Annotated in this window: 13 protein-coding genes; 12 read left to right on the top strand and 1 reads right to left on the bottom strand. The window is 42.2% G+C overall.

Going from position 1 to position 14,964, the window contains the following annotated elements; translation table 11 throughout:
* The first annotated feature begins 52 nt into the window (after positions 1-52).
* Both NSQ49_RS03760 and spoVM read left to right on the top strand, forming a co-directional pair.
* The gene (locus NSQ49_RS03760) at positions 53-700 is read left to right on the top strand and encodes a thiamine diphosphokinase (RefSeq protein ID WP_159862623.1); all 648 of its coding nucleotides are present in this window, start codon (positions 53-55) and stop codon (positions 698-700) included.
* A 176-nt stretch (positions 701-876) separates the two neighbouring features.
* A complete protein-coding gene (gene spoVM / locus NSQ49_RS03755; protein WP_019381739.1) occupies positions 877-957 on the top strand; it encodes a stage V sporulation protein SpoVM in 81 nt (26 codons plus the stop codon).
* Positions 958-1,101: 144 nt separating this feature from the next.
* Here spoVM and rpmB read toward each other — a convergent pair whose 3' ends face one another.
* A complete protein-coding gene (rpmB, locus tag NSQ49_RS03750; RefSeq protein ID WP_019381740.1) occupies positions 1,102-1,290 on the bottom strand; it encodes a 50S ribosomal protein L28 in 189 nt (62 codons plus the stop codon).
* A gap of 441 nt (positions 1,291-1,731) precedes the next feature.
* Between rpmB and NSQ49_RS03745 the strand changes: the two genes are divergently transcribed.
* From NSQ49_RS03745 to smc, 10 genes are all read left to right on the top strand, one after another.
* Positions 1,732-2,094 carry an Asp23/Gls24 family envelope stress response protein gene (locus NSQ49_RS03745; protein ID WP_009330806.1) on the top strand — a complete coding sequence of 121 codons (363 nt, stop codon included), beginning with the start codon at positions 1,732-1,734 and terminating at the stop codon, positions 2,092-2,094.
* 16 nt (positions 2,095-2,110) lie between these two features.
* Entirely contained in the window at positions 2,111-3,787 is a 1,677-nt protein-coding gene (locus NSQ49_RS03740) for a DAK2 domain-containing protein (RefSeq protein WP_159862624.1), read from the top strand.
* 231 nt (positions 3,788-4,018) lie between these two features.
* Complete coding sequence (gene recG / locus NSQ49_RS03735) at positions 4,019-6,067, top strand: ATP-dependent DNA helicase RecG (protein ID WP_251282815.1); 2,049 nt, start codon at positions 4,019-4,021, stop codon at positions 6,065-6,067.
* 111 nt (positions 6,068-6,178) lie between these two features.
* The gene (fapR, locus tag NSQ49_RS03730) at positions 6,179-6,739 is read left to right on the top strand and encodes a transcription factor FapR (protein WP_159862626.1); all 561 of its coding nucleotides are present in this window, start codon (positions 6,179-6,181) and stop codon (positions 6,737-6,739) included.
* A gap of 20 nt (positions 6,740-6,759) precedes the next feature.
* Complete coding sequence (gene plsX, locus NSQ49_RS03725; RefSeq protein WP_159862627.1) at positions 6,760-7,764, top strand: phosphate acyltransferase PlsX; 1,005 nt, start codon at positions 6,760-6,762, stop codon at positions 7,762-7,764.
* A 26-nt stretch (positions 7,765-7,790) separates the two neighbouring features.
* Complete coding sequence (gene fabD, locus NSQ49_RS03720; protein ID WP_251282816.1) at positions 7,791-8,738, top strand: ACP S-malonyltransferase; 948 nt, start codon at positions 7,791-7,793, stop codon at positions 8,736-8,738.
* Positions 8,735-9,478, top strand: coding sequence for a 3-oxoacyl-[acyl-carrier-protein] reductase (gene fabG / locus NSQ49_RS03715; protein ID WP_159862629.1), 744 nt, complete (start codon positions 8,735-8,737; stop codon positions 9,476-9,478). Before fabD ends, fabG begins: the two co-directional genes overlap by 4 nt.
* 92 nt (positions 9,479-9,570) lie before the next feature.
* On the top strand, positions 9,571-9,804 hold the full coding sequence (locus tag NSQ49_RS03710) for an acyl carrier protein (RefSeq protein WP_009330799.1): 234 nt from the start codon (positions 9,571-9,573) through the stop codon (positions 9,802-9,804).
* Between the two features lie 769 nt (positions 9,805-10,573).
* A complete protein-coding gene (gene rnc, locus NSQ49_RS03705) occupies positions 10,574-11,314 on the top strand; it encodes a ribonuclease III (protein ID WP_159862630.1) in 741 nt (246 codons plus the stop codon).
* A gap of 44 nt (positions 11,315-11,358) precedes the next feature.
* The gene (smc, locus tag NSQ49_RS03700; RefSeq protein WP_251282817.1) at positions 11,359-14,925 is read left to right on the top strand and encodes a chromosome segregation protein SMC; all 3,567 of its coding nucleotides are present in this window, start codon (positions 11,359-11,361) and stop codon (positions 14,923-14,925) included.
* Positions 14,926-14,964 lie beyond the last annotated feature (39 nt).

Raw genomic sequence — 14,964 nt, 5'->3', positions numbered from 1 at the left:
ACAGCTGGCTTTTTGTCATTTAAGATACATAAAATGAATGGAGCAATGTATAATGATTATCAATATTTTAGCCGGCGGCCCTGATGACCTGCTGCCTGATCTGAGTTCGTTAAATGATACTGCTGTTATTTGGGTCGGGGTAGACAGAGGGGTACTTACTCTAATTCAAAGAGGGATTCAGCCGCAAAAGGCATTTGGTGATTTTGATTCGGTGTCAACAGACGAGCTTCTTATCATTGAAGAAAATGTAAAAGAGCTGAACAGGTTCAAGCCGGAGAAGGACGAAACGGACATGGAGCTTGCCCTGAATTGGGCACTCGGCCAAAAACCTGAAAAAGTCCGTTTACTTGGTGCAACTGGCGGCAGGCTGGACCACTTGTTTGCAAATATTCAGCTGCTAATAAAGCCCGCACTTGCGGAATTCTTAGTTCCTGTTGAAATTATTGACAAAACGAATATGGTTTATATTAAGACTCCGGGGCAGTACAGCATAAAGAAATATTCAGAATTTAAATACATTTCTTTTGTTCCGATCACAATGGAAATTAAAGGCCTCACCCTAAGAAATTTCAAGTATCCGCTGACAGATCGCACCGTATTTGCCGGTTCTACTCTTTGTATCAGCAATGAACTTATTGATGATTGTGGTACTTTTTCTTTTACTGAAGGCATATTAATGGTTGTAAGAAGCAAGGATTAAATGCCGGGCAGATGCTGCCCAGCAGGATGCAGGAAGCTGGATAAATGTCTTAGCATGAATTGCTTTCTGATCATTTTTTGTAATCATGAGTACTCATCTTTCATTATTTGAATAAGATGGTAAAGACCATTTAAGGACAGAATGGATGCGTAAGATCGTGAGGAGGGACACGAGTAATGAGATTTTATACAATCAAACTTCCTAAATTTCTAGGAGGCATTGTGCGTGCCATGTTAGGGACCTTCAAAAAAGGGTAGACACCCATAAATTAAAAAGAAAATAGCATCTAAACTTGGCACCTCATTGGGGTGCTTTTATTTTTTGCCTTAATGGGAGAGAATGTTAAGGGGTCATAGAAGGAAAATAAAAAAGGACATCCAAAAGGGATGTCCCTGAGCATGTTAGACGCGCTCAACTTTACCTGATTTAAGTGCTCTTGCAGAAACCCAAACACGTTTAGGTTTACCGTCTACAAGAATACGTACCTTCTGAAGGTTAGCACCCCAAGTGCGCTTGTTAGCGTTCATTGCGTGAGAACGTGCGTTACCTGAAGTTGTTTTTTTACCAGTTACTACACATTTGCGTGGCATGTATGTTTCCCTCCTTACTAAAAGCATAAGCTGAAACTATTTTTCAATGCTTTCATTTGCAATAGTCAGATTCATCCATCTGAATTAATGCGGAATCCCTTTGCGGGTTTCGGCATTAAAAGATACTTTAATAATTTATCATACAACCCTTCTGATTGCAATAGTTTGCTTTCAAGAAAATTTCCTTGACATAGGGGGCTGGAGCATGAGCTATAATAGGGATAAAGAAGTATGACTTTCAATATCAAAGCTCATATAGTAGAATATTATAAGGTATGCTTTAAGCTTGGAGTTAGAAAGACCGCTGCCCGGCTAGAAAGAGAATGGTATCTTGCCGGCAGGCTAAGCCTCGGGAGGGTTCAATTCAGGCCAGCACTATCGTTAGGCGGGAGTGCTTGAAGAAACTTTTATGTAAAGCAATTTCTAAAGGGGGAACGAACCATGTCCATTGAATTAAAAACAAATTTCGGGCAAATTGATATCTCTAATGATGTAATTGCAACAATAGCGGGTGGTGCAGCAGTGGACTGCTACGGCATCGTAGGAATGGCCTCTAAAAATCAAATTAAGGATGGCCTTACAGATATCCTGCGAAAAGAAAATTTTACCCGTGGTGTAATTGTGCGTCAGGAAGAAGATGAAGTACATATTGATATGTATATTATTGTTAGTTACGGAACGAAAATTTCCGAGGTTGCCCATAATGTGCAATCTAAAGTGAAATACACCCTTGATAAAACAGTTGGGCTTAGCACTGACTCGGTTAATATTTACGTTCAGGGAGTTCGAGTAACGAACCCGTAGTGAGGAGGAAAGACTTGTGTCAAAAAAAGATTTAGATGGGAAGCTTTTTGCAGAAATGGTCATACAAGGAGCGAACCATTTATCTGCTAATGCAAAATTAGTGGATGCCTTAAATGTTTTCCCTGTTCCTGATGGAGACACAGGAACCAACATGAATTTGTCAATGACTTCCGGAGCAAAGGAAGTAAAAGCTAATATCCAGGAACATATTGGAAAGGTAGGCTCTGCTCTTTCTAAAGGATTGCTGATGGGAGCACGGGGAAACTCGGGAGTAATCCTCTCCCAGCTGTTTCGGGGCTTTTCAAAAGCGATTGAACAAAAAGCAACCATCAATGGAAAAGAGTTTGCCGACGCCTTGAATGCTGGGGTAGAAACGGCCTATAAGGCTGTAATGAAGCCGGTTGAAGGAACAATCCTTACCGTTGCTAAAGATTCCGCCAAGAAAGCGGTCCAGGCTGCGGATCATGAAGATGATATCATCGTGATTATGGAGGAAGTTCTGAAGGAAGCCAAGGCTTCCCTAAACCGCACTCCTGATCTTCTTCCTGTTTTAAAAGAAGTTGGAGTTGTAGACAGCGGCGGCCAGGGCCTTGTTTTTGTGTATGAAGGATTTCTTGCCGAGTTAAAAGGCGAAAAACTTCCTGATACACCGGCAGCCCTTCCGAAGATGGATGACCTGGTAAGTGCAGAACACCATAAAAATGTTCATAGCTTTATGAACACCGAGGATATTGAGTTTGGCTATTGCACTGAATTTATGGTTAAATTCGAAGATGAAAAGCTTGCTGCCAATCCTTTCTCAGAAGACAGGTTCCGCCAGGATTTAAGTCAATATGGCGATTCCCTGTTAGTAATTGCTGATGAGCAGCTTGTTAAAGTACATATCCACTCTGAACAGCCTGGTGATTGCCTGACATACGGACAGCGCTATGGCAGCTTAATCAATATGAAGATTGAAAATATGCGCCAGCAGCACACCAACCTGGTCGAAGACGTCCCTACCCCTTTAGCAGCTCAAGCTAAGCCTAAAGAAAAACAGGAGTACGGTATTGTGACTGTATCAATGGGCAGCGGCATCGCAGATCTTTTCCGAAGCATCGGCGCACATGCGGTCATTGAGGGCGGGCAGACAATGAATCCGAGCACGGAAGATATCGTAAAAGCCATTAAAGAGGTAAATGCAAAAAAAGTAATCATTTTGCCAAATAATAAAAATATCATTATGGCTGCACAGCAGGCTGCAGAAGTGACAGAAGAAGAGGCAGTAGTTGTTCCTTCAAAAACTGTTCCTCAGGGAATGGCTGCACTTCTTGCTTTTAACCCAAGTGCTGAACTTGCAGAAAACGAAGAAGGCATGACAGATGCCCTTCAGCATGTGAAAACAGGCCAAATAACATTTGCTGTCCGTGATACAAGCATCGATGGCCTTGAGATTGAAAAAGACGATTTCATGGGTATTGCAGACGGGAAAATTGTTGTGAAAAACAAGGATAGAGTCCAGGCTGCTAAAGATCTTCTGGAAGGAATGATCGACGCTGACTCTGAAATCCTTACCGTCTTAAAGGGTGAAGATGCATCAGAAGAGGATGTAGACTCACTTATCAGCTATATAGAAGATAAATATGAAGATATTGAAGTCGAGATCCACGATGGCAAACAGCCACTATACTCTTTCATTTTCTCAATTGAATAACCAATAAATAAAGCGGGGGCCCAGCCTTCGCTTTTATCCATTTCAGCCTATTTTTAATGCTTGTAAAACATAAATTTTTATTGGCCATTAAAGTATCTTTCTTGCATATTCAAATCATAATGTGCTAGTTATAAAGCAGGTGCTTCATAAGCCTGTAAGAAAAAGTAACGGAACAGGGAGGGGTGGCGGACTGTCTGAAAGAAAAATAAAATTGGCAGCCGTTCAATTAATGTGAATCCAAATTTAATCCAGTCTGTTACAGCTGTAAAAGGCATCGGAGAGGAATCGGCTGAATTACTCGCTGATATGAATATACACACTGTAAAAGACTTGCTCGAATATTTACCATATAGATATGAAGATTACAGGCTCAAGGACCTGGCAGAAATAAAGCATGATGAAAGAGTAACCGTTGAAGGAAAGGTCCACAGTGAACCTTCACTTGCTTATTACGGCAGGAAACGCTCCAGGCTGACAGTTCGAGTGCTTGTAGGACGATATCTCATACAAGTGATCCTATTCAATCAGCCTTATTTGAAGAATAAAATAGTATTAAACGAAACTGTTACAGTTACTGGAAAATGGGATCAGCATCGGCAGGTCATTACAGCCAGTGAACTGAAAATTGGAAATGCTTCTAACAATAAGGATTTTGAGCCGGTATACGCAGTAAAAGGGAATATCACAGTTAAAGGAATAAGGCGGTTTATTAAACTGGCTTTCTCACAGTATGGGAATGAAATATTGGAAACTTTGCCTGAAAAATATCTAATGCAATATAGACTTTTAAATAGGCAGGATGCTATAAGATCGCTTCACTTTCCTGCAAATGATCAGGAACTCAAGCAGGGCAGACGGCGTTTTGTTTATGAGGAGTTTTTCTATTTTCAATTAAAAATGCAGGCACTAAGAAAGATTGAAAGAGAGCATTCAAAAGGGATTGCGCAGGCATATGATCTTTCAAGATTAATGGAGTTTATTGACTCACTGCCATTTGCTTTAACCGGAGCACAAAAAAGGGTAGTTAATGAGATCCTGACTGATCTGAAATCTCCATACCGGATGAACAGGCTATTACAGGGGGATGTTGGCTCCGGCAAAACAGCAGTTGCGGCGATTGCTCTTTTTGCCAGCAGGACAGCAGGCTTTCAGGGAGCCTTAATGGTCCCGACTGAAATCCTGGCAGAACAGCATGCGGAATCATTAAATACGATGCTGGTGCCGTTTGGGCTGCGGTGTGAACTCCTGACAAGCTCTGTAAAAGGAAAGCGCAGAAGAGAAATTCTCCAGCACCTGAAGGATGGAGAAATTGATGTTCTCATTGGCACGCATGCACTTATTCAGGAAGAAGTGGAATTTAATAATCTGGGGCTTGTCATTACGGATGAGCAGCATAGATTCGGGGTCGGGCAGCGGCGTATACTCAGGGAGAAAGGTGAAAATCCTGATGTTCTGTTCATGACTGCAACGCCGATCCCAAGAACATTGGCTATAACAGTCTTTGGTGAAATGGATGTATCCATAATAGATGAAATGCCGGCAGGACGAAAAGCAATTGAAACCTATTGGGCAAAACCTGAAATGCTTGACAGGGTACTTGGTTTTATGGAAAAGGAACTCTCAGCAGGTCAGCAGGTATATGTGATCTGTCCCCTTATTGAGGAGTCAGACAAACTGGATGTTCAAAACGCAATAGATGTCCATGCAACATTGATGCATCATTTTCATGGCCGTTATAATGTCGGTCTCATGCATGGCAGGCTTCATCCGGATGAAAAGGAAAATGTTATGAAAGCCTTCAGCCGAAATGAAAGCCAGATTCTTGTTTCCACCACGGTGGTTGAGGTCGGTGTAAATGTTCCGAATGCAACGATGATGGTGATCTATGATGCGGAGCGGTTTGGGCTTGCCCAGCTGCATCAGTTGAGGGGCAGAGTAGGTAGAGGAGATAAACAATCCTATTGTGTACTTCTGGCTGATCCTAAATCGGAAGTTGGAAAAGAACGCATGAAAATCATGACAGAAACAAATGATGGTTTTGCTCTAAGTGAGAAAGATCTTGAACTGAGAGGTCCTGGAGACTTTTTCGGAAGAAAACAAAGCGGGCTGCCGGAATTTAAAGTCGCCGACATGGTCCATGATTACCGCGCACTCGAAACCGCCAGAAACGATGCAGCATCTCTAGTGGAATCGAATGAATTCTGGCATGCAGATGAGTATCTGCCTTTGCGGCAATATTTAAAGGAAACAGGAGTACTGGAAGGGGAAAAACTCGACTAGAAAAAATTTGATGAGAGCAGATTGCAGAAAAGTTCTTTCTTGCAATCTGCTTTTTTTGATTATATACTACTATTAGTACCTAGTCTTAATATCTCGGACGGTGGGATTTTAATGAAAAGAAATAAAAAAGAACGCCAAGCATTATTAACGGACACAATAAAAGAAAATCCTTTTGTCACGGACGAGGAACTTGCAGAAAAATTTTCAGTTAGCGTCCAGACAATCAGACTCGATCGGCTGGAATTATCGATTCCCGAATTGCGTGAGCGAATCAAGCATGTTGCCGAAAAAAGTTTTGAGGATGAAGTGAGATCTTTACCAATAGAAGAAATAATCGGTGAAATAATAGATATAGAATTGGATAAAACGGCAATATCCATTTTCGATGTGAAAAATGAACATGTCTTTAAGCGTAATGGAATTGCCAGGGGCCATCACCTTTTTGCACAGGCCAATTCACTGGCAGTTGCTGTAATAAATGATGAGCTGGCATTAACGGCAAAAGCCAATATTCAATTTACCAGGCCAGTGAGATTAAATGAGCGTGTCATTGCAAAAGCAAAGGTCCTTACAATTGACATTGACAGCGGAAGAACGATAGTTGAAGTCAATAGCTTTGTGAATAACGAGCAAGTATTTAAAGGCGAATTTGACATGTTCAGAAAAAAATAATCACTAAAGGATGAAGCATCATGAAAATTGCCATAGACGCAATGGGAGGCGACAATGCCCCAAAGGAAATTGTCCTTGGGGCAATGAAAGCTGCCGCAGAATTTAAAGATGTACATATTACCCTTGTAGGCGATCAGTCAAAAATAAACCAATACCTTACTTCAAATGAGCGGATTGACATTTTACATACAGAAGAAGTCATCTTGCCGGATGATGAGCCGGTAAGAGCTGTCCGCAGAAAGAAAAAGGCATCAATGGTACTTGCAGCGCAGCTTGTAACAGATGGTAAGGCGGATGCCTGCATTTCGGCAGGAAACACGGGTGCTCTTATGGCAGCAGGCCTTTTTGTTGTTGGAAGGATTGAGGGCATTGAACGCCCGGCATTATCCCCGACTCTTCCAACAATTGGGGGAGAAGGATTCCTTTTGCTCGATGTAGGGGCAAATGTGGACGCGAAACCTGAGCATCTTCTTCAATATGCCATTATGGGTTCTATATATACCGAAAAGGTCCGCGGAGTTTCCAACCCAAGAGTAGGCCTTCTAAATATCGGAACAGAAGAGAAAAAAGGCAATGAGCTGGCAAAAAATACATTTGATCTGCTGAAGAAGGCAGATATCAATTTTATCGGAAATGTAGAGGCGCGCGATTTGCTTGAAGGAGCTGCGGATGTAGTAGTGACGGATGGCTTTACAGGCAATATGGTGCTTAAGACAATTGAAGGTACTGCTTTATCAGTATTTAAAATGCTGAAAACAGCTCTGACCAGCAGCTTAAAAACTAAATTGGCAGCAGCAGCCTTAAAGCCTGATTTATACCAGCTGAAATCTCAAATGGATTATTCTGAATACGGCGGTGCAGGTTTATTTGGATTAAAGGCGCCGGTTATTAAAGCGCATGGTTCTTCTGATGCAACAGCTTTATTCAGTGCAGTGAGGCAGACCAGGAACATGGTCGAAAACAATGTTGCTGATACGATTAAGGAAGCAGTTGAAAAAGAAGCCCAAAAACCAGCTCTTAAATAAACAACTTAAACTTGGGGGGAAGCACGATGGGTAAAATCGCATTTATATTCCCTGGGCAGGGATCCCAGGCCGCAGGGATGGGAAAAGCCTTAGCTGCACAGGATGATAAAGTAAAATCATTTTTCGAAAGAGCCGATCAAAAACTTGGATTTTCATTATCGTCCCTTATTTTTGAAGGGCCTCAGGAGCAATTGACTTTGACAACAAATGCACAGCCTGCACTGTTGACTACTGGCATTGCCATTCTCGATTATTTTAAAAGATCTGGAATAACACCTGATTTTGTGGCGGGTCATAGCCTTGGGGAGTATACAGCACTGGTAGCTGCGGAAGCTATTTCCTTTGAGGATGGAGTGTATGCTGTGCGTAAGCGTGGGGAATTCATGGAAGAAGCAGTTCCTAATGGCGAGGGAACAATGGCTGCTGTATTGGGCCTTGACAGGGACAAGCTTACTGCAGTTACAGAAGAGGTTTCTGCAGGTGGAAATCCGGTTCAGCTTGCAAATTTGAATTGTCCTGGACAAATTGTCATTTCAGGTTCAAAAGCAGGAGTGGAACTTGCTTCTGTGAAGGCTAAAGAAGAAGGTGCCAAGCGTGTGCTTCCACTGGAGGTAAGCGGCCCGTTTCATTCCCAATTAATGAAGCCTGCTGCGGAGAAGTTCAGGGGAATCCTTGACGAAATTGAGATTAAAGATGCAAAGGTTCCAGTCATTGCCAATGTAACCGCATCTGATATGACTTCCGCTTCAGAAATAAATGGCAGATTAATTGAACAGCTGTATTCTCCTGTACTCTGGGAGGATTCAATACGCAGGATGATTAAGCTTGGAGTAGATACATTTATAGAAATTGGGCCAGGAAAAGTACTGTCAGGCTTAGTGAAAAAGGTAGATCGTTCCCTTAAAACGTATGCCGTTTCAGATGCGGAATCATGCAAGGCAGTTACTGAATCCTTGAAGGAGGAATTGAGATGAAGCTAGAAGGAAAAGCCGCTTTAGTAACAGGTGCTTCCCGAGGAATTGGAAGAGAAATCGCTTTGGGTCTTGCCAGGCAAGGTGCAGATATTGCGGTTAACTACTCCGGAAGTGAGGCAAGGGCAAACGAAGTTGTTGACGAAATTAAAGCATTAGGCCGAAATGCATTCGCTATTCAATGTGATGTGTCGAACAGTGATTCTGTTGCCGGCATGGTGAAAGAAACCGTTGAAAAATTCGGGAAGCTGGATATTCTGGTTAATAATGCAGGGATTACAAAGGACAATCTGCTTATGAGAATGAAGGAAGACGAATGGGATGATGTTATTAACATTAACCTGAAAGGTGTTTTCCTGTGTACAAAAGCTGTTACCAGACAGATGATGAAACAGCGCAGCGGCCGCATTATCAATATTTCATCCATTGTGGGTGTCAGCGGAAATCCTGGACAGGCTAACTATGTCGCTGCCAAATCGGGGGTAATCGGCCTGACAAAAACCTCAGCAAAGGAACTTGCATCGAGAGGGATTACAGTCAATGCCATTGCACCGGGCTTTATCACAACTGATATGACGGATAAGCTGAACGAGGATGTAAGGGAGCAAATGCTGAAGCAAATTCCATTGGCACGCTTCGGGGAACCTGAAGATATTGCAAATGTGGCAGTGTTTCTTGCTTCAGAGGACAGCCGTTATATGACTGGCCAAACCCTGCATGTTGATGGCGGAATGGTCATGTAAAATTGTAACAGGCTTGTAATGCAAATTTTTTTATAAAACCTTTCAATAAAGACTAAAAATAATCTATAATACTTGAGGGGAGGTGAACAAGCATGGCAGAAGTATTAGAACGTGTAACAAAGATCATCGTGGACCGTCTTGGTGTTGAAGAGTCTGAAGTGAAATTAGAGGCTTCTTTCAAAGATGATCTAGGTGCTGATTCCCTTGATGTAGTAGAATTAGTAATGGAATTAGAAGATGAGTTCGACATGGAAATTTCTGACGATGATGCTGAGAAAATCGCAACAGTCGGTGACGCTGTAAATTACATAAAAGCTAGCCAATAATCGTTAGTAGGACCACTCTGCAGTGAGGGAATCCCCCTCACTGCAGCAATTTTTATCAGCAGATGTTTATTGTCCGGTGTTACCTGCAGCATTGAAAGGCACCATAGAATTAAGCTTCCGGTCTGCACCAGGTGACTGTGGACAGTAAATATGTTTCTCAAAAGCTCCGTTTGATAACGGGGCTTTCTTCTGTGAAAATGGCCGTGCCATATGAAACATAAATAGCTTTATATAGAAGTTTTTTTGCGTTTTTCCTCTTTATTACGTAAACTTAGGGAAGAACAATTAATTAAAATTTTTGAATGTATATTTACTTAAACCTTATGACTTTGGGGCTGGAATTTTTTTCATTGAGTTGATTGGGGCGAAAGGTGCGAGATCCTCGAAAATGATTGTTTATTTTTTTCCGGACCCTGTTCTTTCAAGGAGGATCTCGAACAGCCCATTGGCTTGCTTAGGACAGTGTAAATCAAGGTCTAGTTATTTTTAATGGCTGTTTTCGTAAAGTTTGTTGCTTTTTCATAACCTAGTTTACTTTGCTGAGTTGATTGGTGCGGAAGGCACTTGACTCCAGCGGGAGGAGAGGGAAGTGTGAGACCCCGCAGGCGAAGCCGAGGAGGCTCGCATTCCTCCCCGCGGGTTCGCTGCGTGCCTTTCGCTGCAATCAACGGACAGAATTCACAAACCAGAACAACAATCTTTCAGAAAAGGGCCTTTTTAATCGAGAATAAAACTTAAAGAATATTAATATTAGCAAGGTGGATGCATTATGCGCAGCAATAAAGATAAAGAAAGAAAATCATTTCGCGCAATCGAAAAACAATTTAAAGAATTCCAGACGGAAATCGGAATTCAATTTGAAAATGAAAAATTACTAAAGCAGGCTTTTACCCATTCATCATATGTGAATGAGCATCGGAGAAAGCCTTATGAAGACAATGAAAGACTGGAGTTTTTGGGTGATGCCGTCCTCGAACTGACTGTTTCAAAATTCCTTTACCTCAAATATCCAATGATGAGCGAGGGTGAGTTAACGAAGCTGAGGGCTGCAGTTGTCTGCGAACCATCCCTGGTCTCATTTGCCCACGAATTGTCATTTGGCAGACTGGTACTCCTCGGTAAAGGTGAGGAAATGACAGGAGGAAGAACCCGACCGGCTCTGCTTGCTGATGTATTCGAGGCCTTTATTGGTGCATTATACCTGGACAAAGGATTGGATACAGTTGTTGGCTTTTTGGAAAAAGTTGTTTTTCCAAAGATTGATTCTGGTGCTTTTTCGCATGTGATGGATTTTAAAAGCCAGCTGCAGGAGCTTGTGCAGCGGGATGGTGCAGGTGCAATTGAATATAAGATCCTTCAGGAAAAGGGGCCTGCCCACAATCGGGAATTTGTTTCCACTGTTTCTCTAAATGGCAGAGAACTTGGGACAGGCACCGGCCGATCCAAGAAAGAAGCGGAACAGCATGCGGCCCAAATGGCTCTTGAAGTATTAAAAAACCATATAAAGTAAAACATCAAAGAGCAGATACATGAGGTGACAGAGGAGGACCAAGGTTGTTTTTAAAAAGGCTTGATGTAATTGGATTTAAGTCGTTTGCTGAGCGGATAACGGTTGATTTTGTTCCTGGGGTCACAGCGGTTGTCGGTCCGAATGGCAGCGGGAAAAGCAATATAACTGATGCCATCCGCTGGGTTTTGGGGGAACAATCAGCTAAGTCCCTTCGCGGTGCAAAAATGGAGGATGTCATTTTTGCAGGCAGCGATTCCCGGAGAGCGCAGAATTTTGCAGAGGTGACGCTTACTCTTGATAACGCCGATCAGGGTCTGCCGATCGAATATAGCGAAGTCAGTGTTACAAGAAGAGTCTACCGGTCAGGTGACAGTGAATACCTGATCAATAAGCAAACATGCAGACTTAAAGATATCGTAGATTTATTTATGGATTCAGGCCTTGGCAGGGAAGCCTTCTCAATCATAAGCCAGGGCAGAGTTGAAGAAATTCTAAACAGTAAAGCTGAAGAGCGCCGGACAATATTTGAAGAAGCTGCTGGCGTGCTTAAATACAAGATAAGAAAGAAAAAGGCGGAAGGCAAGCTTTCCGAAACCCAGGATAATTTAAACAGGGTAAACGATATACTTCATGAACTGGAAACTCAGGTAGAGCCGTTAAAAATACAGGCCTCTATTGCAAAAGACTATTTGCAGCAGAAGGAAGCACTTGAGAAGATAGAGGTTGCCCTCACAGTTTATGAGATAGAGGAGCTCCATTCAAAATGGGAGCAGCTTTCACGCCAGCTCGAGCAGCATACAGAAGATGAAATGAAGCTCTCGGCAGTAATCCAGAACAAGGAAGCGAAAGTCGAAGAGTTAAAGGATCAGATTGCTGCAATTGATGAATCAGTAAATGATCTGCATGATGTTCTCCTTTATGCAAGTGAAGAGCTGGAAAAATTGGAAGGCAGAAAAGAAGTTCTCAAAGAGCGGAAGAAAAATGCCAGCCAGAATAAAGACCAGCTCCATAGAAACATGAGAGAACTTACAATGAAGATTGCTGAGTTAAAAGAGCAGGAAGAAAAGCACTCTGCTCTTAAGAAAGAAGTGAAGTCAGAAGCAGTCAGGCTTCAAAAAGCATTAAAGGAAAAGCAGGAGCAGCTAAAGCAATATAGTGAAAACACAGAAGAGAAAATTGAGTCGCTGAAAAGTGATTATATTGAAGTGCTGAACAGCCAGGCAGCCTCAAGAAATGAATTGCAGAATATTAATCAGCAGCTGAACCAGCAGGATCAGCGCAGTTCAAGGCTTGAAACGGATAATGAAAAATATATTGCTGACCGCAAGAAAAACGAAGAGAAAAAACAAAAGATACAAATAGATCTTGAAAACTTGCAAAAGGAAATAGAAAATCAAGTACATGTTTTCCGCAATGAAAGCCGCAAGCTTGAATCATTAAAGACCAATTACCAAAAACAAGAAAAAACCTTGTATCAGGCTTATCAATATTTGCAGCAGGCAAAATCCCGTCAGGAAATGCTTGATGAAATGGAAGAGGATTTTTCGGGTTTTTTCCAAGGTGTAAAGGAAGTCTTGAAAGCAAGAGGCGGCAAGCTGCAGGGAATTGAAGGAGCCGTAGCTGAATTAATACAGGTGCCAAAAGAGTATGAAATTGCGATTGAAACAGCTCTTGGCGGTGCTATGCAGCATATCATCGTACAAAATGAACAGGATGGGAGAAATGCCATTCAATTCCTGAAAAAAAATTCTTACGGCAGAGCCACTTTCCTTCCGTTAAGTGTAGTGAAAGGGAAGAAGCTGGGTACCGGGCAATTGAAAACGGTTCAGGGGCACCCTGCTTTTATCGGTGAAGCAGCTTCACTGATACAATTTGATGGAAGACACCAGCATGCTATTGAGAACTTGCTTGGCAATGTGGTTATTGCCCGGGATCTCAAAGGTGCCAATGAACTTGCGAAGCTTCTTCAATACCGTGTGAGACTCGTAACAATTGACGGAGATGTGGTTAATCCCGGCGGTTCCATGACCGGTGGAGCGGTGAAACAGAAAAGTACTTCAATTCTCTCCCGTAAAGGTGAACTTGAAGAGCTTAAGTCCAGAATTGTGGATATGGAATCCAAAACAGCAAATCTCGAAAAGCAAGTAAAACTGCAAAAAAGCGAAATTCAAAAACAGGAATTACACATAGAACAGCTTAAAAAAACAGGTGAAGAGCTTCGGCTGAAGGAACAGAAGGTAAAAGGAGAGCTCTTAGAAGCTGAGTTCGAAGAAAAAAGCATTAATGAGCGCCTATCCCTTTATGATATGGATAAAGCACAGTTTTCTCAAGATATTGAAAGGCTGCTGGCAAGAAAGGGAGAGCTTGCAGCTTTATTAGATCAGCAGCAAAAGCAGATAGCCAGCCTTGATAATGAGATAAAAGCATTAACAGAAAGAAAAAACACCCAGCAGACTTCAAAGGAAACTGTTGTATCTGAAATTAATGAGCTAAAAATCAGCTTCGCTTCCAAGAGTGAGCAGCTGAACCATGCTGAGGACAAGCTTGCTGCTATAAATTCTGAGCTTGCTGTGACCCAAGAGAAGCAGAAAACCGTTAAAGAAGATTTAGAGCTCCTTTCATCCGAAATGACAAACAGCTCTTCAGGTGAACAACATTTGGAAGAAGCAGCACAGAAAAAACTGAAGGAAAAGAATGAAACGCTTGAACTGATTTCTTCAAGAAGGAATGAGCGTTTAAAGCTCCAAGCTTCTTTAGAGGACCAGGAGCTTGAGGCGAAAGAATTGAAACGCCAGCATAAAGGCCTTGTAGAAGTTTTAAAGGATGAGGAAGTTAAGCAGAATCGGCTGGATGTTGAGCTTGAGAATAGGCTGAATCACTTAAGGGAAGAATACCTGCTGTCTTTTGAAGCGGCTAAAGAAGAATTCCAGCTTCAGATTGATGTTGACGAAGCCAGAAAGCGTGTAAAACTCATAAAGCTGTCTATTGAGGAACTTGGAGCTGTAAATCTTGGAGCAATCGAGGAGTATGAAAGAGTATCGGAACGCTATGAATTCCTGCTTGAGCAAAAAACAGACCTTCAGGAAGCAAAAGATACACTATTCCAGGTTATTGATGAAATGGATGTTGAAATGAAAAGGCGATTTGAAGAAACGTTCGAAGGGATCCGTTTTCATTTTGAGTCGGTTTTCCAATCTTTATTTGGCGGAGGCAGAGCAGATCTGCGCTTGACCCAGCCTGATGATTTATTGAATACAGGTGTGGAAATTGTCGCGCAGCCTCCAGGAAAGAAATTGCAAAACCTCGGATTATTATCCGGGGGAGAAAGAGCACTTACAGCAATTGCATTATTGTTTTCCATTTTGAAAGTAAGGCCTGTTCCATTCTGTATACTTGATGAGGTTGAGGCTGCTTTGGATGAAGCGAATGTACAAAGATTCAGCCAATACTTAAAGAGATACAGTGCTGAAACCCAATTTATTGTGATCACCCACAGAAAAGGAACAATGGAAGAAGCGGATGTCCTTTACGGTGTTACCATGCAGGAATCCGGTGTCTCCAAACTGGTTTCTGTGCGGCTGGAGGAAACAAGGGAATTAATTACTCAATAGGATCTTTAAGGCGGGACGGTTATAACACTGTTCCGCTGC

The sequence above is a fragment of the Cytobacillus sp. FSL R5-0377 genome, assembly GCF_038004385.1.
Lineage (GTDB): Bacteria > Bacillota > Bacilli > Bacillales > Cytobacillaceae > Cytobacillus.
Note: the sequence above shows the minus strand (reverse complement) of the source record. Positions and strands in the feature narration are given on the sequence as shown.